This window comes from Lentzea sp. NPDC051213, from assembly GCF_044455585.1.
In the GTDB taxonomy this organism is placed as follows: domain Bacteria; phylum Actinomycetota; class Actinomycetes; order Mycobacteriales; family Pseudonocardiaceae; genus Lentzea.
In genome coordinates this window covers 838483-856647 of record NZ_JBITEX010000002.1, presented here as the reverse complement: position 1 = coordinate 856647, position 18165 = coordinate 838483, and the positions used below count along the sequence as shown (strand labels likewise).

21 protein-coding genes are annotated in these 18165 nt (G+C 70.8%); 15 read left to right on the top strand and 6 right to left on the bottom strand.

The annotated features are described in order from the left end of the window. Window positions 1-138 precede the first annotated feature (138 nt). Entirely contained in the window at window positions 139-645 is a 507-nt protein-coding gene (locus ACIA8G_RS10730) for a DinB family protein (protein WP_396418133.1), read from the top strand. Here ACIA8G_RS10730 and ACIA8G_RS10725 read toward each other — a convergent pair. Genes ACIA8G_RS10725 through ACIA8G_RS10705 form a run of 5 tightly spaced genes read right to left on the bottom strand, consistent with a single transcriptional unit; the run spans window position 632 to window position 4948 of the window. Next, entirely contained in the window at window positions 632-1801 is a 1170-nt protein-coding gene (locus tag ACIA8G_RS10725) for an MAB_1171c family putative transporter (RefSeq protein ID WP_396418132.1), read from the bottom strand. The genes ACIA8G_RS10730 and ACIA8G_RS10725 overlap by 14 nt on opposite strands. A gap of 2 nt (window positions 1802-1803) precedes the next feature. Further along, window positions 1804-2313 (bottom strand): hypothetical protein, encoded by a 510-nt coding sequence (locus tag ACIA8G_RS10720; RefSeq protein WP_396418131.1) that lies wholly within the window; start codon window positions 2311-2313, stop codon window positions 1804-1806. Then, window positions 2310-2768 carry an XRE family transcriptional regulator gene (locus ACIA8G_RS10715; protein ID WP_396418130.1) on the bottom strand — a complete coding sequence of 153 codons (459 nt, stop codon included), beginning with the start codon at window positions 2766-2768 and terminating at the stop codon, window positions 2310-2312. The genes ACIA8G_RS10720 and ACIA8G_RS10715 overlap by 4 nt, the downstream gene beginning before the upstream one ends. A gap of 24 nt (window positions 2769-2792) precedes the next feature. Continuing rightward, window positions 2793-4133, bottom strand: a complete 1341-nt coding sequence (locus ACIA8G_RS10710; protein ID WP_396418129.1) for an NAD(P)/FAD-dependent oxidoreductase — start codon at window positions 4131-4133, stop codon at window positions 2793-2795. Between the two features lie 17 nt (window positions 4134-4150). Continuing rightward, window positions 4151-4948 carry an IclR family transcriptional regulator C-terminal domain-containing protein gene (locus tag ACIA8G_RS10705; RefSeq protein WP_396418688.1) on the bottom strand — a complete coding sequence of 266 codons (798 nt, stop codon included), beginning with the start codon at window positions 4946-4948 and terminating at the stop codon, window positions 4151-4153. Between the two features lie 114 nt (window positions 4949-5062). On the opposite strand from ACIA8G_RS10705, the gene ACIA8G_RS10700 reads away from it, so the two are divergent. From ACIA8G_RS10700 to ACIA8G_RS10680, 5 genes are read left to right on the top strand one after another with little or no spacing between them, the layout of a single operon-like run. Then, the gene (locus tag ACIA8G_RS10700; protein ID WP_396418128.1) at window positions 5063-6187 is read left to right on the top strand and encodes an acetyl-CoA C-acetyltransferase; all 1125 of its coding nucleotides are present in this window, start codon (window positions 5063-5065) and stop codon (window positions 6185-6187) included. After that, window positions 6184-6942: a CoA transferase subunit A gene (locus ACIA8G_RS10695; RefSeq protein ID WP_396418127.1), complete on the top strand. Its 759-nt coding sequence runs from the start codon at window positions 6184-6186 to the stop codon at window positions 6940-6942. Before ACIA8G_RS10700 ends, ACIA8G_RS10695 begins: the two co-directional genes overlap by 4 nt. Beyond that, a complete protein-coding gene (locus ACIA8G_RS10690; protein WP_396418126.1) occupies window positions 6929-7558 on the top strand; it encodes a CoA transferase subunit B in 630 nt (209 codons plus the stop codon). Before ACIA8G_RS10695 ends, ACIA8G_RS10690 begins: the two co-directional genes overlap by 14 nt. A gap of 22 nt (window positions 7559-7580) precedes the next feature. Next, window positions 7581-8006, top strand: coding sequence for a hypothetical protein (locus tag ACIA8G_RS10685; RefSeq protein ID WP_396418125.1), 426 nt, complete (start codon window positions 7581-7583; stop codon window positions 8004-8006). A gap of 19 nt (window positions 8007-8025) precedes the next feature. Then, the gene (locus ACIA8G_RS10680; RefSeq protein WP_396418124.1) at window positions 8026-8934 is read left to right on the top strand and encodes an LLM class flavin-dependent oxidoreductase; all 909 of its coding nucleotides are present in this window, start codon (window positions 8026-8028) and stop codon (window positions 8932-8934) included. Here ACIA8G_RS10680 and ACIA8G_RS10675 read toward each other — a convergent pair. Beyond that, window positions 8897-9805, bottom strand: coding sequence for a trypsin-like serine peptidase (locus ACIA8G_RS10675; protein WP_396418123.1), 909 nt, complete (start codon window positions 9803-9805; stop codon window positions 8897-8899). The genes ACIA8G_RS10680 and ACIA8G_RS10675 overlap by 38 nt on opposite strands. Before the next feature lie 96 nt (window positions 9806-9901). On the opposite strand from ACIA8G_RS10675, the gene ACIA8G_RS10670 reads away from it, so the two are divergent. The 9 genes from ACIA8G_RS10670 to ACIA8G_RS10630 all read left to right on the top strand — a co-directional run bounded on the left by ACIA8G_RS10670 (window position 9902) and on the right by ACIA8G_RS10630 (window position 18115). Next, window positions 9902-10585, top strand: a complete 684-nt coding sequence (locus ACIA8G_RS10670) for a response regulator transcription factor (RefSeq protein ID WP_396418687.1) — start codon at window positions 9902-9904, stop codon at window positions 10583-10585. Then, a complete protein-coding gene (locus tag ACIA8G_RS10665; RefSeq protein WP_396418121.1) occupies window positions 10578-12251 on the top strand; it encodes a sensor histidine kinase in 1674 nt (557 codons plus the stop codon). Before ACIA8G_RS10670 ends, ACIA8G_RS10665 begins: the two co-directional genes overlap by 8 nt. 52 nt (window positions 12252-12303) lie before the next feature. Continuing rightward, complete coding sequence (locus ACIA8G_RS10660) at window positions 12304-12822, top strand: hypothetical protein (protein WP_396418120.1); 519 nt, start codon at window positions 12304-12306, stop codon at window positions 12820-12822. Further along, on the top strand, window positions 12819-13844 hold the full coding sequence (locus ACIA8G_RS10655) for a peptidoglycan-binding protein (RefSeq protein WP_396418119.1): 1026 nt from the start codon (window positions 12819-12821) through the stop codon (window positions 13842-13844). The genes ACIA8G_RS10660 and ACIA8G_RS10655 overlap by 4 nt, the downstream gene beginning before the upstream one ends. After that, the gene (locus ACIA8G_RS10650; RefSeq protein WP_396418118.1) at window positions 13841-14515 is read left to right on the top strand and encodes an ABC transporter ATP-binding protein; all 675 of its coding nucleotides are present in this window, start codon (window positions 13841-13843) and stop codon (window positions 14513-14515) included. Before ACIA8G_RS10655 ends, ACIA8G_RS10650 begins: the two co-directional genes overlap by 4 nt. Window positions 14516-14517: 2 nt before the next feature. Beyond that, window positions 14518-15699, top strand: a complete 1182-nt coding sequence (locus tag ACIA8G_RS10645) for an ABC transporter permease (RefSeq protein WP_396418686.1) — start codon at window positions 14518-14520, stop codon at window positions 15697-15699. Between the two features lie 67 nt (window positions 15700-15766). Further along, window positions 15767-16135, top strand: coding sequence for a YciI family protein (locus ACIA8G_RS10640; RefSeq protein ID WP_396418117.1), 369 nt, complete (start codon window positions 15767-15769; stop codon window positions 16133-16135). Then, window positions 16132-17322: an RNA polymerase sigma factor gene (locus ACIA8G_RS10635; RefSeq protein ID WP_396418116.1), complete on the top strand. Its 1191-nt coding sequence runs from the start codon at window positions 16132-16134 to the stop codon at window positions 17320-17322. Before ACIA8G_RS10640 ends, ACIA8G_RS10635 begins: the two co-directional genes overlap by 4 nt. A 4-nt stretch (window positions 17323-17326) precedes the next feature. After that, entirely contained in the window at window positions 17327-18115 is a 789-nt protein-coding gene (locus tag ACIA8G_RS10630) for a hypothetical protein (protein ID WP_396418114.1), read from the top strand. Window positions 18116-18165: the final 50 nt, after the last annotated feature.

Here is an 18165-nt window from a genome sequence, read left to right as displayed (position 1 = left end):
GGGCAAGGCGTGGATGTGGCGCCCCGCACTGTGCTGGTTCACGAGTAACCCGTACATGAGCGGTGTTGCCCCCCAGAGGGAAGCGCTGGCCGCGCAGCAACCGACCGGCCACATAGGACCAAGTGCGAGACTGGCCGCGTGACCAACGAACGAATCGGCCCTCCTCTCAAGGCAGGCGAACGCGAGACGTTGCGAGCGTTCCTCGACTTCCACCGCGCCACCCTCGCGATGAAGTGCGAGGGGCTGTCCGACGACGACCTGCGCCGCCGCTCGATGCCCCCGTCCACGCTGACGCTGCTCGGCCTGGTCCGGCACATGGCCGAGGTCGAGCGCACCTGGTTCCGCAAGGTCATCAACGGCGAGGACATCCCGCTGGTGTGGTCGGACGAGAACGACTACCAGGTCGCCTACGACGCCGCGGACTCCACGCGCGGTGAAGCGTTCGTGGCGTGGCAGCACGAGGTCGAGCACGCGCGCCGCATCGAGCGGGAGGCCGAGTCGCTCGACGTCACGGGCCACCAGCCGCGCTGGGGCGAGGAGGTGTCGCTGCGCCTGGTCATGCACCACCTCTGCCACGAGTACGCGCGGCACAACGGCCACGCGGACTTCCTCCGCGAGGGCATCGACGGCGTCACAGGGGCGTGAGGCTCCGCTGCGCCGCCGCCACCACGGCCGGGTCCCGCAGCTGCCGGTTCAGGGCGAGCAGGTCGTCGAGCTCGTCGTCGAGGTTCGACGCGGCCGACCACGCGGAGGTCTCCGCCGGGTGCAGCGCCGGCGGTGAGGCCAGGCCGATCCGCAGCACGCAGGCGTCCAGGGCCAGCGGCTCGGTGACGCCGGCCTCCTCGAGGTTCATGCCGGCGTAGGCACGCGTGTCCGGCGAGACGCGGCCGGCCAGTTCCAGCTGGGCGTCGCGGATCTCCACGGTCCGCCGGTACAACCGCAGTTCCAGCGACCCGCCCGCGAACCAGCGCGGCGGGTGCTGCAACACCACCGTCGGCACGGCCTCGACCAGCTCCGTCCACAACGGACGGAGCCGGCGATAGCCGCGCAGGCGCCGCATCCACCGCACCGCGCTCATGCCGGCCTGGGTCAGGCCGCCCAGCACCACGAGCAGCACGCCGAGGAACATCGCGAGCTCGGTGATCCTGCCGTAGGTCCGGTACTGGGTGCCCTGCGGCACGAACCCGAACCCGTACGCGATCACGTACCAGTACCGGCAGCCCGCGTAGACGATGAGTGACAGGAAACCCAGCCACAGCAGGAAGAGCGCCACCCGCAGCGGGCCGCGGGCCTGGTGCCGCCACAGCGGGTGAAGCAGCACCGCACCGGCTGCCACGCCGACGAACATGCAGGTGATGTTCACCAGGTGGTAGATGATCGTCGCGGGGTGCGTCGGGTGCCAGTAGGCGAAGTCCGGCGAGTTCAGGTCCCTCGGGACGATCAGGAACATGGCGACCATCACGACCACGACGCCGGCCAGGACGGCGTTCGCCACCCGCACGAACCGGACGTTCGAGCCGACGATCAACCCGAACCGCAGCAGGAAGGCGATGGCCCCGAGGGTCGACACGTTCGCGATCAGGATGGCCAGGTCGGGTACGCCGATGAACTGGTCTAGCGCGTACCGCACCTGACGCACGACGATCGTGGCCGAGGTGGCGAGGCACAGGAACGCGAGCGCCACCGCCCTGCCCTGCGGGGAGCGGCCGACGACGCGGACGCGGAAGAGGACGAATCCCCAGACGACGACGAGCACGGCGAACACGACGCCCGGAAGCTCGACTGACGAAAACCTGGTCACCGCTATCCGTTCTCGGAAGGACCGAACACGTCGTGCAGCACGCCGAGCGCACCGTCCGGGCGCGACGGCGCGACGCTCCAGCCCGCGCGCTCGCGGATCAGCGCGGCGACCATCTCCGCCTCCTGCTCCTCCGGCGTCGAATAGCGGGCGCGCATGAGCACGCTGCGCACCATGTTCGGGTCGAGGTCGCCGAGCAACGCCGTCAGGCCGTTGTCGTCATTGGCCAGCGTGTGGTCGCACAGCATGTGGCCGATCTCGTGCAGGATGATGTTCTGCTGGTGCAACGCACTGGCGCCCCGCGCGTGGAAGATGTGGTCGGCCCTGGCCGTCGACACCCACAGGCCGCACGGCAGGTCCGCGGCCCCCGTGTACTGCAGCGGGTGGAGGTGGAGCTCACGCCCGCGACTGGCGGACACCTGTGCGCACAACGCCTCGATGGAGAACGGCTTCGGCACCTCGAAACCCGCGAGCCGGTCCTGGGACCGTCTGCGCAGCCGCCGCCACTGTCTCACGGCTGATCTTGTTCCCCGCCTGGTTCCTCCACCTCGTCGGGGGCGGGCGGCAGGCCCTCGATCGACCGCGCGTGCTGGACCATGCCCAGCACCGCCTTGATGCTCCCCGGGGACAGGCCGGACGCACGCAACGCCAGGGAGCGCACACCGCTGTCGCGCAACGCGACCAGCAACTCCAGCTGGTCGTCGATGCCGCTGTTGTCGTCGTCCAGGAAATAGGACGTCGGCACCCCGAAGAACTGCGCGAGCCCTTCCAGGTGCCGTTTCGTGGGATTGTCACGCAGCCCTTTGCGCAACTGCCACACGTACGTGTGCGAGATCGAGATGCCTTGCTCGCGAATCGTGCCGGCGACCTCTTCGTAGGTGTACTCGCGCTGGCCTCCTGGCCGCACGGCCTTGAAAAGCCGATCCAGCCGTTCGGCCAGCGAGGCCGGTTGCTCCCCCTGCGCTACCACGCCGTGAATCCTAGTTGACGGTCGTCACACCTCATCAGCTTGACCGGTCGTTCGCGTGTCCGCGAAGCCCGCCGCGTTCGGCGGCATGTCCGCCTCGGCCAGGCTCACGCCCATGTCCGGCACCACCCCGAAATGCGTGATCTGCCGACCGGCGCCCAGCTCGGTCAGCCAGTTCGCCGCCGTGCGGAACCGCCCGTACGGCAGGTCCATCAGGTGGTAGCCCCGCGTCACGGCCTTGGCCGGGAGACTCGTCAGCGGCACGCCCAGCGGGTTCGCCACCGCCTGCCAGCCGCCCAGGTCCACGACGAAGCCGAGGTCCTTGTGCCGGTACTCGTGGACCGTGCCGTGGCCGAGCGAGGCGGCGATGTTGATCGCGGCGGTCCTGCCCTGGCGTTCGGCGTGCTGAGCGGTCATGGCGGTGATCTCGCCGGGCCGCACCAGGTCCGGCACCGCCGCCGCGTCACCGGCCGCCCACACGTTCTCGCACACCTTCAGCTGCGTGCCGGTGTTGAGCCGGCCGTTGGTCACGGGCATGTTCAGCGTGCTGACCAGCGGATCCGGCCGCACGCCCACGCACCACACGACGGTGCGGGTCTGGATCTCGGTGCCGTCGGACAGCCGGGCGCAGGTGGGGGTCATCGACTCCAGGCTGGTCTCGAGCCTGACCTCCGCGCCGCGCCGCTCCAGGACCTTCTGCGTAGGCCCCGACAACCGCGGGTCGAGGCCCGGCAGCACGCGGGGCGCGACGTCGACGAGGATCCACCGCGGTGGCACGTCCCGCAGGCCCGGCAGGTGCCGCCACGCGTCCTGGGTCAGCAGCTGCGTCTGGGCGAGCACCTCGGTACCCGTGTAACCCGCGCCCACCACCACGAACGTGCACCGCGCGCGGCGTTCCTCGGGATCGTCGGCCTGGTCGGCCAGCTCCAGCTGCCGCAGCGCGTGGTCACGCAGGTGGATCGCCTCGGCGACGGTGCGGAAACCCTTGGCGTACTGGGCCACGCCCGGAATCGACAGCAGCCGGGTGACGCTGCCGGACGTGATCAGCAACCGGTCGTAGGACATCGTTCTCGAACGGCCCTCGACGTCGGTCACCTGCACGCACTTCTGGTCGAGCGCGATGTCCGTGGCCGCGCCCAGCACGATTTTGGTGCGCTTCAACGTGTTCCGCAGCGGCACGGCGACGCGGCGCGGGTCGAGCACGCCGCCCGCGACCTCCGGCAGCAGCGGGATGTAGAGCATGTAGTCGGACGGGTTGACGGCGACCAGCTCGGCCGCGTCGGGTGGCAGCTTGCGTTCCAGCTTGCGCAGACAGTGGAATCCGGCGAACCCGGTGCCGATCACCAGGACCCGCGGCCGAGTGGACATCTGTCCTCCCTGAACCGTCAGTAGAAGCCTTCGCGGCGCGCCGGGCCGTGGTGCCCGAGATCGGCGCTGATCCGTTCCGCGGCGTCGAGCAGCAATGGCACCACATCGCGCCGCAGCGCCTCAACAGATGACCGCCCGACCGAGGTGGACGACGCGAGCGAGGCGACCACCTCGCCGGTCCGGTCGCGCACGGGCGCGGACACCGAGAGCAGGCCGATCTCCAGCTCCTCCGCGACGATGGACCACCCGTCCGCACGAACCTGCCGCAGCACGCCGCGGAACGCCTCGACGTCCGTCACCGTGTGCCTGGTCAACGCTGGCAGCCCGCCCGCGATGATCTCCTCCACCACGACGTCCGGCGCCCACGCCAGCAGCACCCGCCCCATCGACGTCGCGAACGCGGGGATGCGGGTGCCGATCGACACGTTGATGCTCATGATCCGCCGCACCGGCACGCGCGCCACGTAGACGGCGTCGCGTCCGTCCAGCGCCGCGAGCGACGCCGACTCACCCGTCTGCACGGACAGCTCCAGCAGGTGCGGCTGCGCGATCTCGATCATCGCGTGCGACGCCGAGTAGTGCTGCCCGATGCTGAGCACCCGAGGCGTCAGCGACCAGCGGCTGCCCTCGTTGCGCACGTACCCGAGCCGTTGCAGCGTCAGGAGAATCCGCCGGACGGCAGGCCGCGACAGCCCGGTGGCCGCGGCCAGTTCCGCCAGGTTCGGGTTGACCCGGTCCTCGTCGAACGCCAGCAGCACCGCGAACCCGCGCTCGATGCTCTGGATGAAGTCGCGCTCATCCGGCCCGGCCGCCATCGCCCCTGCTTTCCGCACCAGGTCACGTTGACAGTCCAACGAGACCCAGGCACCCTCAAGTAACCGCATCGCGTACAGCGTGTACGCACAGCGTACACGTGACGAGGAGAGTCCATGCGTGACGCCGTCATCTGCGAGCCCATCCGCACGCCGGTGGGCCGCTACAACGGTGCCATCAAGGAGCGCACCGCCCAGGAGCTCGGCGCGATCGTCGTCCGCGAGCTGATGCGCCGCGCCGGACTGGATCCGTGCGATGTGGACGACCTGGTGCTCGGCCACAGCTACCCCACGATGGACGCGCCGGCGATCGGCCGGGTCGTCGCGCTCGACGCGGGCCTGGGCGTCGGCGTGCCGGGCGTGCAGCTGGACCGCCGCTGCGGCTCCGGCCTGCAGGCGGTGATCACCGCGGCGATGGCCGTGCAGACCGGCGCACAGGACCTGGTGCTCGCGGGCGGCGTCGAGAGCATGTCGAACGCGGGCGTGGAGGCCCTCGCCCGCGGGCGCGTCACGGCAGGAGGCCTGAACTACCCGGTGCCGGGCGGCATGCTGGAGACCGCCGAGAACCTGCGCCGCGAGTACGGCATCTCGCGCGCCGAGCAGGACGAACTCGCGCTGCGCAGCCACGAGCGCGCCGTCGCCGCCCAGACCTCCGGCCGATTCGCCGACGAACTGGTTCCGGTCGGCTCCTTCGTGGCGGACGAACACCCGCGGCCCGGCTCGACGCTGGAGAAGCTCGCGTCGCTCAAGACCGTGATGGACGTCGAGGGCGCCACCGTCACCGCGGGCAACGCGAGCGGCCAGAACGACGGCGCCGCGCTCTGCGTCGTCACGCACCCCGAGCGTGCCGCCGCGCTGGGCCTGCGCCCGCTGGCACGGCTCGTGTCGTGGGCCACGGCCGGTGTCGAGCCGGCCAGGATGGGCATCGGCCCGGTGCCGTCGTCCGCGCGGGCGTTGCAGATCGCTGGCCTGAAGCTGGACGACCTGGACCTGATCGAGCTCAACGAGGCGTTCGCCGCGCAGGTGCTCGCCGTGACGCGGGAGTGGGGCCTCACCGACCACGACCGCCTCAACGTCAACGGTTCCGGCATCGCGCTCGGCCACCCCGTCGGCGCCACCGGCGCGCGGATCCTCGCCACGATGCTGCGCGAACTGGACCGGCGCGACGGCAGGTATGCGCTGGAGACGATGTGCATCGGCGGCGGCCAGGGGCTCGCTGCCGTCTTCGAGCGGGCGTCATGAACAAGGTCGTGGCCTCCGCGCAGGAGGCGGTGTCCGATGTGGACTCCGGCAGCACCGTCGCGGTCGGCGGGTTCGGGCTGTGCGGTGTGCCGACGGTGCTCATCAACGCCTTGTACGACAAGGGTGCCGACGAGCTGGGCATCGTGTCGAACAACTGCGGCGCCATGGACCAGGGCCTCGCGGTGTTGCTGGCGGCCGGCCGGATCGCCCGCGTCACCGGCTCGTACATCGGGCAGAACAAGGAGTTCGCGCGGCAGTACCTCGCGGGCGAGATCGAGGTGGAGCTGATCCCCCAGGGCACCCTCGCCGAACGCCTGCGCGCGGGCGGCACCGGCATCCCGGCGTTCTACACGCCGGCCGGTGTCGGCACGCTCGTCGCGGACGGCGGCCTGCCGTGGCGCTACCACCCGGACGGCACGGTCGCGATCGCCTCGCCGCCCAAGGAGGTGCGTGAGTTCGACGGCGGGCAGTACGTGCTGGAACACGGCATCCGCACCGACTTCGCGCTGGTGCGGGCGGCCAGAGCGGACCGGTTCGGGAACCTGGTGTTCGCGAAGTCGGCCCGCAACTTCAACCCGCTCGCCGCGATGGCGGGGCGGGTCACCATCGCCGAGGCCGAGGAGCTCGTCGACGTCATCGACCCCGACGAGGTGCACCTGCCCGGCATCTTCGTGCAACGGGTCGTCGAGCTCACGGCGTCGCAGGCCACCGACAAGGGCGTGGAGTTCAGGACGGTGCGCGATGTGGAGTCGTGACGAGATGGCCGCCCGCGCGGCCCTGGAACTGCGCGACGGCGAGTACGTCAACCTGGGCATCGGCGTGCCGACCCTCATCCCGAACCACCTGCCGCCCGGCGTCGAGGTGGTCCTGGAGTCCGAGAACGGCATCCTCGGCGTCGGCCCCTACCCGCACGACGACGAGGTCGACCCCGACCTGATCAACGCGGGCAAGGAGACCGTGACCGTGCTGGCGGGCGCGTCGTACTTCGACTCGGCGCTGTCGTTCGGCATGATCCGCGGCGGCCACGTCGACGTGGCCGTGCTCGGCGCGATGCAGGTGTCGGCCGCCGGCGACCTCGCGAACTGGGCGGTGCCCGGCAAGCTCGTCACCGGCATCGGCGGCGCGATGGACCTGGTGCACGGCGCGCGCCGGGTGATCGTCGTGATGACGCACAACGCCAAGGACGGCGGCCCCAAGCTCGTCGAGGAGTGCTCGCTCCCGTTGACCGGCAAGGGATGCGTGGACCGGGTGATCACCGACCTCGGCGTGTTCGACGTGACACCGGACGGCCTGCGGCTCGTCGAGCTCGCACCGGGCGTGGACCTCGAGACCGTGCGGGAACGCACCGAGGCCCGATTTACCGCCGCCTAACCGCCGGGCGCCACCGTGGGGCATGCGCAAAGCAATGTTGATCCTCCCCGCGGTGGCGCTCTCGGTGCTCGCCACCGCCACGAGCGCCCACGCCGAGCAGGCGCCCGGCTGTTCCCGCACCGTGCAGATCGGCTCCACCGGGTACATCAAGAAGAACGACGTGACCATCGCGTCGGTCAAGCAGTTCATCGGCTGTGACAGGAACTGGGCCTACACCTACGTCTGGGACTCGCTCGCCAACAAGCCGGGCAGCTTCAGCTCGAGTGCCGCCATGTGGTTCGACGGTGCGATGAACCACGCGAGCAACGTCAACGGGCACAACAAGCAGCACGTCTGGTCCGAGGGCACCAAGACGCTCGACAAGTGCACCAGGGCGTACGGCGAAGTGTGGGGCATCGATCCCGGCAGCACCCCCGTGTACTGGGGCCGGTCCAGCGAACGCTGCTAGCAGCCCTAGTGTGATCGGTATGGGGCTGCGGTTGTCGGTGCTGGACACCTCTCCGGTCGTGCAGGGATCGACGCCGCGACAAGCGCTGCTCAACACCGTCGACCTCGCGGAACTGGCGGAGGAGCTCGGCTTTCACCGGTACTGGGTACCGGAGCACCACGGCATGCGCGGAGTCGCCAGTTCCTCCCCCGCCGTGCTCGTCGGGCACCTGGCGACCGCCACCCGGCGCCTGCGCGTCGGGTCGGGCGGGGTGCTGCTGCCCAACCACCCGCCGCTCGTGGTGGCCGAGCAGTTCGGCACGCTCGCCGCGCTGCACCCCGGCCGGATCGACCTCGGCATCGGCCGCGCGCCGGGCGGGGCGCCACACGTGGTCGCCCACCTGCGCCGGACCGAGCGGCCGTACCGCGAACAGCTCGAAGAACTCCAGGCGTTGCTCGATCCCGGCGACACCACCGCGGTGCCGGTCAAGGGCGGCAACGTGCCGGAGCTGTGGCTGCTCGGCTCGTCCCCCGCCACCGCGACCCTGGCGGCCGACCTGGGCGTGCCCTTCGCGTTCGCCCGGCACCTCAGCCCCGGCCAGACCGCCAAGGCCGACCTGGTCAGCGTCGCGGTGATCGCCGCGGAGGACGACGAGCGGGCCGAGTGGCTGGCCGGGCCGATCCGGGCGAAGGTGCGCAGCCGCCGGGAGGGCAGGCGGATCCTGTTGCCCAGCCCGCACGACGTGGAACCCGGCCCCGACGACGGCCGCGTGCTGGTCGGCGGGCCGGAGACGATCACGCGCAAGCTCCAGGCGGTGCTCGACGAGACCGCCACCGGGGAGCTGATGATCACCTCGCCCATCTACCACCACGCGGACCGCCGCCGTAGCTACGAGCTCGTCGCGTCGATCGCTACCGGGTTGCGGCCCGCTGGTACAGCGGAGCAGTGATCTTCCAGCTGAACTGCGCTCCGCCGAGGTGCCGCACGCACTGACCGATCGGGCACCAGTTGCCGGCCGCGTCGATGTTGAAGCTCTGGATGTTCACGCCCACCACCGCGCCGTTGCTGATCCTCGGGCCGCCGCTGGAGCCGCCGCCCATGTCGCACGGCACACCCCAGACGTTCTCGGGCCCCTGCCCTTCGGGATGGCCGGGGTTGAGGGCCGGGGTGCCCCAGCACTGCGCCAGCCGCTGCCCGGTGAACTCCGGCCGGCCCTGGTGGCCCGGCTGCTGCGCCGCGCGGGGATAGCCGTACTCGTAGGCCGGCTGGTCAGCCTGCCTGCCGAACGCGATGTGCTCGCCCGCCCAGGAAGGCTTGTCCAGCACCAGGAACGCCTGGTCGTACTCGGACTGCTGGTCGTCGGTGATCCAGGTCTGGTTCACCACGACCGAGCGCACCACGTGCTCGCCGAACGGCCGGGCACCGTCGCGGAAGCCGGGCACGAACAGCAGCTTCGAGTGCCACCTGGGGTCGAACCCGGCGAGGTTCGCGGTGTGGACGCAATGCCCGCCGGTCACCGCGGTGCGCCGGTTGGCGCTCACCACGAGCGTCGCGGTGCAGCTGGAGTCCTCGCCGTCGCGGTCGACGAAGAACAACCGGCCGATGGTCTTGCTGCTGGTGGGGCCGGGTGCGCCGTCCGGTCCGTCCTTCGGCGGCGTGCCGGGCTCCGACGGGCCGGTCGGCATCGCCGCGATCCGTTCCGGTGTCCAGTAGGCCGCCACGCCGTTCGTGTCGATATCGTGCACGACCACATCGGATTTGGCCGCTGCCACGCCGGGGACGGCGAGGACCAGCAGCACGACCACGCTGAGTATTCGCATGCCGCGACCGTGGCAGTCAGTTGTGCGGATCTTGTGCGGATGACGTCCTCATCCCGTGCGGCGGCGCCCCGGATGACTATCTTGCGGTGCATGGGCATGTGCGTTCTGGTGGCCGAGGACAACGTGATGCAGGCCGACATGCTCGGGAGATACCTGCGCCAGGAGGGCTACCGGGTGCGGATCGTCCACGACGGCGGCGCCGCGCTCGACGAGGTCCGCCGCGACCCGCCGGACCTGCTCATCCTCGACGTCATGATGCCCGGAGTGGACGGTCTGGGTGTCGTTCGCCTGCTGCGCAACGAGTCGGACATCCCGGTGCTCATGCTCACGGCGAAGTCCACTGAGGACGATCTGCTGCACGGCCTCGATCTGGGCGCCGACGACTACGTGACCAAGCCGTACAGCCCGCGCGAGCTGATGGCTCGCGTGCGCACGCTGCTGCGGCGCGTCCAGCGGACCGGCACGAACTCCGGCATCGTCCTCGGCGACCTGGCGATCGACCCCGACCGGCACGAGGTGCACGTGCACGGCGACCAGGTCGAGTGCACGGCGTCGGAGTTCCGGATCCTGCACACGCTGGCGGCGAGCCCCGGCCGGGTGTTCAGCCGCGCGCAGCTGCTCAGCGCGGTGCACGGGCTGGACGGGTACATCACCGCGCGCACCATCGACGCGCACGTGATGAACCTGCGCAAGAAGATCGAGGCACAGCCGCGCAGGCCCGCGTACCTGCTGACCGTGCACGGCGTCGGCTACAAGCTGGTGGACGGGTCCGGTGCATAGCGTCCTGGCGCGGCTGCTGGCCGCGTCGGTGCTCGTCGCGATCTGCTCCATCACCGCGACCGCGTGGCTCGCCGCACAGAGCACGTCGACGTCGATCAAGCAGGAGCTCGGTGCCGCGCTGGCCGGTGACGCCGCGACCTACCGCGCCCTGGTCACGTTCGCCGTCGAGCACCGCGACTGGACCGGCGTCGCGCTGGAGCCCGGCAAGCGCCGCCTGATCCTCACCACGGCCGACCGCAAGGTCATCGCCGACACCGGCACCGACCTCGATCCGCGCGAGCTGCCGGCCATCCCGTCCTCGGTGATCAACCCGCTGGAGCTCGACCTCGCCCAGGCCCCGGACTCGCCCGCCGACCGGATCGACGGCAGGATCAGCGGCCCGTTCCGGCTGAGCGACGAGGAGAAAGCGGGGCTGGCCGAGGACTGGCGGCTCTACACGATGCGCTGCCGCGGCCCGGCCCCCGCCGAGCAGCTGCGGACGACGTCGTGGGGCCGGCCGATCGTCAACGTGGACAGGACGAGCGCCCAGGCGACGACGGAGGCCTGTCAGGGGGCCGAGCAGCGGCTGAGCACGCTCACCCCTGCCGAGTCCGCCGCGTTCAACCAGCTCAAAGACCTCGTGAACGCCTGTCTGCGCGAGCGCGGGCTACCGGCCGAGTCCATCAAGCTGAACGAGTCGTGGCAGCCCATCGGCACCAATGCCGACTGTCTGGCGAGCGCACGCCGGACGCAGCTGCAGCCGTTCGTGGCGCCACCCGCGCTGCTGTTCGTCACGGATGCCGCGGGAAAGACCACGCAGGCCACGGTGGTGCGGTTCGACGTCGGGCGCATCGTGCTCGTCGCCGCGATCGTGCTGGTGCTGACCGTCGGGGTGAGCCTGGTGGTGGCGCTGCGGATGACCAGGCCGTTGCGCACGCTCACCGCGGCCGCCGAGCGGATGCGGCACGGCGCGGACGACGCCCAGGTCGACGTCAGGTCCCGCAGCGAGATCGGGCAGCTCGCGCGGGCGTTCAACGCCATGGCCGCACAGCGCGCCCGCACCGACGCCCAGCGCAAGGCCATGACCAGCGACATCTCGCACGAGCTGCGCAACCCGCTCGGCACGATCCGCAGCTGGCTCGAGGGTGCGCGCGACGGCGTGGTCGAGCTGGACCGCACGACGCTGACCGCGTTGCTCGACGAAGCGCTGGTGTTGCAGCACCTCATCGACGACCTCCAGGACCTCGCGCTCGCCGACGCGGGCGAGCTGCGGTTGCACCCGTCGGAGGTGGACCTGCGGGACCTGTTCGACCAGCTCGTCGCCGCGCATCCCGGGGTGGTCGCGGAAGGCGGCGGTACGGTGCACGCCGATCCCGTGCGGCTGCGGCAGATCCTCACCAACCTGATCACGAACGCGCTGCGGCACACCCCGCCCGGCGGCACGGTCCGGATCTCCGCGCAGGGCGGCCGGATCACGGTGAGCGACACCGGTTCCGGCATCGCCGCGGAGGATCTGCCGCACGTGTTCGACCGGTTCTGGCGCGCGGACCGCTCGCGCACCCGTGACACCGGTGGCAGCGGGCTGGGGCTCGCGATCGTGCACGCCCTGGTGACCGCGCACGGCGGAACGATCACCGTGGAAAGCACCGTTGGTGTCGGCACCGCGTTCACGATCACGCTGACGTAAGGGGCACAGCGGCCGCACATTTTCCTCACAACCGCTCGGCAGCATCGCCCCCATGAATCCCAAGCTGTTGATCGGCGCTGCCGTGCTGCTGCTCTCCGCGTGCGGCCAAGCGGCGCCTCCGGCATCGAACGTCGTCACGCTGCAGTCCTCCAGCGCGGGTGCGCCGACGACTGCTCCCTCCACGAACACCGAGCAACCACGGCGCCGCATGGACATGACCGAAGAGGAGACGAACCGCCTCTTCGAAGCCCACACGGCGTGCCTCAAGGAGCAGGACCCGAACGGCACTCCGAAGCCGGGCCCGGCCGGCGGCGGACGGTTCAGCGACGAGGCCTGGAAGGCGTGCGCGTTGAAGTGGCCGCTGCCGCCGTGGGAGATGGATTCCCACAACCCGGCGTTCGCGGACAACTGGCACAAGAACGTCCAGTGCCTCAACAACCGCGGTTTGAAGGTCATCGAGACCGAGCCGGGCAGCTGGACCTACGACGGCCAGCCGACCATGCCGGAGGAGCAGCAGCGCAAGGTCGAGAAGGAGTGCGAACAGGAAGTCTTCGGCGGAGGGCGCAAGTGAGGCGGTGGCTTGTCGCCGGGGTGGTCGCGGTGATCGTGACCGGTGGGGTGCTGGCGTTCACCTGGACCCGCCCCGCGCCCGCCCAGCCCGAACAACCACCGGCACCGCACACGGTGGCGGTGGTGAAAACCGACCTCACCGACACCAAGGAGTTCAAGGCCACGCTGGGCTTCGGTGCCGCCCAGGAGGTGACCGGACGGCGGGCCGGCACCCTCACCTGGCTCCCGGCGCCGGGGTCGGCGGTCGATCGCGGCCAGCCGGTGTACAAAGTGGACAACCGGCCGGTGTGGCTGTTCTTCGGCGACACCCCGTTGTGGCGCAAGCTCGACGCGCCAGGCCTGAAGGGCCCGGACGTGAAGATCGTGAAGGACAACCTGGCGGCGCTCGGCTACAAACTCGGCGGCGCGGCCGACGAACTCACACCGGCCACCATCGACGCCGTCAAGCGCTGGCAGAAGGCCGAGAAGGTCGACCAGTCCGGTGCCGTTGAAGCGGGCGATGTCGTGGTGCTGAACGGAAAACTGCGCGTCGAGTCGGTCACGGCGAAGCTGTCGGCGTCCGGCGAAGGGCCGCTGATGACGGTGACCGCCACCGGCAAGGCGGTCGCAGCCTCGGTCGAGGCGCGGCAGGCCGAAGTGTTCACCAAGGACTTGAAGGTCATCGTCGTCCTGCCGAACGGCACCGAGACCGCGGGGATCGTGCGTTCGGTCAGCACCGAGGTCAAGACGGAGAAGGACGGCAACGGCCAGGACACCCCGGTGGTCGCGGTCGACATCGGGCTGGAGGGTGACCCCGGCTCGTTCGACTCCGGCCCGGTGCGCGTCCGGCTCACGACGACCGCGCGGCCCGGCGTGCTGGCCGTGCCGGTGACGGCGTTGCTGGCGTTGCGCGAGGGCGGCTACGCCGTCCAGACCGCCACCGGGCAACTCGTCGCGGTGAAGACCGGCCTGTTCGCGGGCGGGCTCGTCGAGATCAGCGGCGGCGGCGTCACCGAGGGCATGCAGGTGGTGACGACGTCGTGACGCCGGTGCTGCAGATCTCCCACGCTGTCAAGGAATACGCCGGCGGCGTGCGTGCTTTGGACGGCGTCTCGCTGACGTTGCACGCGGGCGAGGCCGTGGCGATCGTCGGGCCGTCCGGGTCCGGCAAGTCGACGCTGCTCAACCTGCTCGGCACCCTGGACCGGCCGTCCAGCGGCACGGTGACGCTGGACGGCCACGACATCGCCGCGCTGTCCGACCGGCAGCTGTCGGCGTTGCGCGGCAGGCGGATCGGGTTCGTGTTCCAGCAGTTCCACCTGGCCGACGGGCTCACCGCGCTCGACAACGTCGCCACCGGCCTGCTGTACGCGGGCACGCCGCGCAAGTGGCGAGCGGCGATGGCCACCGAGGCGCTGGAACGCGTCGGGCTGGGCCACCGGCTGAAGCATCGGCCCCATGAACTCTCGGGTGGCGAACGCCAGCGCGTCGCGATCGCCCGCGCCGTCGTGAACCGGCCCGCGCTGGTGCTGGCCGACGAACCGACCGGGGCGCTGGACACCGCGAACGGGCGGGCCGTGCTGGACCTGCTGCTCGACCTGAACCAGGAAGGGACGACCCTCGCGGTGATCACCCACGATCGTGAGGTCGCCGCGCGGCTGCCGCGTCAGGTGGAGATCAGGGACGGCCGCATCCGGTCCGAGGTGATGGTGTGAGCATCAAGCCCGCCAGGCTGAGCCCTGCCGACCTGCTCCTGCTCGGCCTCTCGCCGCTCCGCACCAGGCCGCTGCGCGCCGTCCTCTCCGCCCTGGGCATCTCCATCGGCATCGCCACCCTCGTCGTGGTCACCGGCATCCCGGCCTCCAGCCGAGCCGCCCTGATGGAGGAGTTCGCGCAACTGGGCACCAACCTCCTGCGCGCCGAAGCCGCCACCGGCACCAACGACGAACCCGCGTCACTCCCGCCGGACTCCGTGGCGATGGTGTCGAGGATCGGCCCCGCCGAGCAGGTCAGCGCCGTGGCGAACACCCACGCCGTGATCCGCCGTTCCGACCGCATCTCCGACGCCGAAACGTCCGGCCTCACCGTGCTGGCCTCGTCGCTGGACCTCCTTCACACGCTCAACGGCCGCGTCCACGACGGCGTGTTCCTCAACGAGGCCACCGAGAAGTTCCCCACCGTCGTGCTCGGCCACATCGCCGCGACCCGGCTCGGCATCACCGCGCCCGGCACCCAGGTGCGGATCAACGACAGGTGGTTCACGGTGATCGGGATCCTCGCTCCCCTGCCGCTCGCGCCGGAGATCGAGCGATCCGCGCTGGTCGGGTGGGACGCGGCGAAGCAGGACCTCGGCTTCGACCAGCGGCCGACGGTGCTCTACCTGCGCGCGCAGGAGGCGGCGATCGACGACGTGCGCGCGGTGCTGCCCCCGACCGTCTACCCGCAGCAGCCGTCGCAGGTGCGGGTCAGCCGGCCGGCCGACGCCCTCACCGCCAAGCGGCTCACCGAGAACACCTTCTCGGCGCTGATGCTCGGATTGGCCGGGGTGGCGCTGCTGGTCGGCGGCATCGGGGTGGCGAACACGATGGTGATCTCCGTGCTGGAACGCAAACGCGAGATCGGGCTGCGCAGGGCGCTGGGGGCCAACCGCGGGCAGGTGCGCACGCAGTTCCTGACCGAGTCGGTCGTGCTGTGCCTGCTCGGAGGGGTGGCCGGGGTGCTGCTGGGGCTGCTCGGCACGGCCGGTTACGCCACCGCGCACGGCTGGCCCGCGGTGATCCCGGTCGAGATGGTGCTGGCCGGGCTCGGCGCCGCCGTCGCCACCGGCGTCGTCGCGGGGGTCTACCCGGCGGTGCGCGCGTCACGCCTCACCCCGACCGAAGCGCTCGCCGCTCCCTAGAAATCGTGCTCGAATGTCGAGTTCCAGGGGCCTCGTTCGTCCTCGGAACGACGACTGGAGGGCATCGATGCACTACATGTTCCTGATCTACAACTGCGAGGACCGCCCGAAGCCCGGTGATGCGGCGTTCGACGACATCCTCGCGCGGGTGAACGCGTTCGCCGACGAGTGCCGCCGACGAGGTGTGTTCGTGGCCGGTGACCCGCTCAAACCGGTCAGCACCGCGACCACGGTCAGGGTGCGCGAGGGCAAGCCCATGCTGACCGACGGCCCGTTCGCCGAGACCCACGAGCACCTCGGCGGGTACTACCTGCTGAACTGCCGCGATCTCGACGAGGCGCTGGAGCTCGCGGCGATGTGCCCGCAGGCGCACGTCGGCTCGATCGAGGTGCGCCCGGTCGATCACATCCCCGGCCTGAACCACGGGGTGGCATGAGCGACCTCGCGTCGGCCGCGGTCGAACGGGTGTACCGCGAGCACCGGAGCCGGATGCTCGCGGCACTCGTGCGGGCGCTCGGCGACTTCGAGCTGGCCGAGGACGCGCTGCAGGAGGCGTGCTCGCAGGCGTTGCGCCGATGGCCGCGCTCGCAGGTGCCGGACGACCCGTTCGCGTGGCTGCTCACCGTGGCCCGCAACCACGCGCTCGACCGGCTCCGGCACACGAAGATGGCCCGCGCCAAGTTGGAACCGCCGCCGGACGTGGTCACGATGACCGAGAAGCAACTGGTAGATCTCGGCGACGAGCGGCTGAGCCTGATCTTCACGTGCTGCCACCCCGCACTCGCCGAGGAGGCGCGGGTGGCGCTCACCCTGCAGGCGGTCGCGGGGTTCACGGCGGCCCAGATCGCCCGGTCGTTCCTGGTCGCGGAACCCGCGCTGGCCCAGCGCCTGGTGCGGGCCAAGCGCAAGATCCGCGATGCGGGCATCACGTTCGAGGTGCCCGCGGACCACCTGCTGCCCGAACGGCTGTCCGGCGTCCTCGCGGTGATCTACCTGATCTTCACGAGGGGCTACACGACGGCGGACACCGGGCTGCGGCTGGAGGCGCTGCGGCTCGGCAAGCTCGTCGCGACCCTGATGCCGGACGAACCGGAGGCGCACGGGCTGGTGGCGTTGCTGCTGCTGCACAACTCGCGCAGCGCCGCCCGGCTGACGGCGGAAGGCGATCTCGTGCTGCTCGAAGACCAGGACCGCACACTCTGGAACGCCGACGAGATCTCCGAGGGCCTGACGCTGCTGGACCGCGCACTGCGCTTCGGCTCGCCGGGCCCGTACGTGCTGCACGCCGCGATCGCCGCGCTGCACGTGCAGGATCCGGTCGACTGGGTCCGCGTCGCCGCTCTCTACGCCGAACTCCTGGCGGTGGCACCGACTCCGGTGGTCGAGCTCAACCACGCGGTCGCCGTGGCCATGACCGACGGTCCGGCCGCTGGCCTGAAGCTGATCGACGGCATCGAGGGCCTCGACTCGTACCACCTGTGGCACTCCGCGCGTGCCGACCTGTTGCGCCGCCTGGACCGGCGCACCGAAGCCGTTGCCGCGTACCGGCGTGCGCACGAACTGGCGGTCAGCCCGGCCGATCGCCGTTTCCTCGCCGCCCGCCTGCGTTCCGTGGAGGGGTAAAGACATGCGACTCACCGTGCTCGACCGAGGCCACCGGCTGCACGCGCGGCTGTTCTTCGGCTTCACCGAACTCGTCTCGCGGGTGCCGATGTCGGACGTGCCGAAGACCCTGTTGTACCGCCCGGACTTCTTCGGTGCGGTGTTCCTGGATCTGAGCGCGAAGGCGATGCGCGGCCCGTCGTTCTGGACGGCGGGCGAACGCGAGTACATCGCGATGCGCACCGCCGAGCGGCTGCAGTGCCCGTACTGCGCCACGACGCACACCGAGCTGGTCCAGATCGCCGGCGATCCCGCCCCGCTGCGCCCGGAGCTCACCGCCGTGCTCACGTTCCTCGACGACCTGACGCCGCCGGACGTGCCGGCCGGCGCGGTGGTCGAGGCGTTGCACGTCAGCGTGATCTGGCAGGTCGTGAACCGGCTCGCGAACGCGTTCGGGTTCGAGCTGCTGCCCGGCCAGCTGGAGTCCGGCACCCGCTCGCTGCACCGGTTCGGCTACCGCTTCCCCGGCTTCCTCACCGGTCCCGGCGAAGGCACCCTCGCCGAACTCCGCCACGCGGTGCTGGAAGCACCCGCCCGCACCCCCGCGGAACTCCGGCAGGCCGCCGCTGCCGGTGATGTCTGGGGTTCGTACGCGGCAACGGTTCGCACCGCCTCACACCGCATCACCGACGCGGACTTCGCCCGGTTGAAGGAGGAGCACGCGGAAGACGAGATCTTCGAAGTCACCGTGGCCGCCGCCGTCGGCGCCGCACTGGACCACTTCGACACCGCCCACAAAATTCTCGCGCGTTGATGTCGAGTTCCGGCCCCCTCGATCGCTCCTTGTGTGACAGCAGGACAACC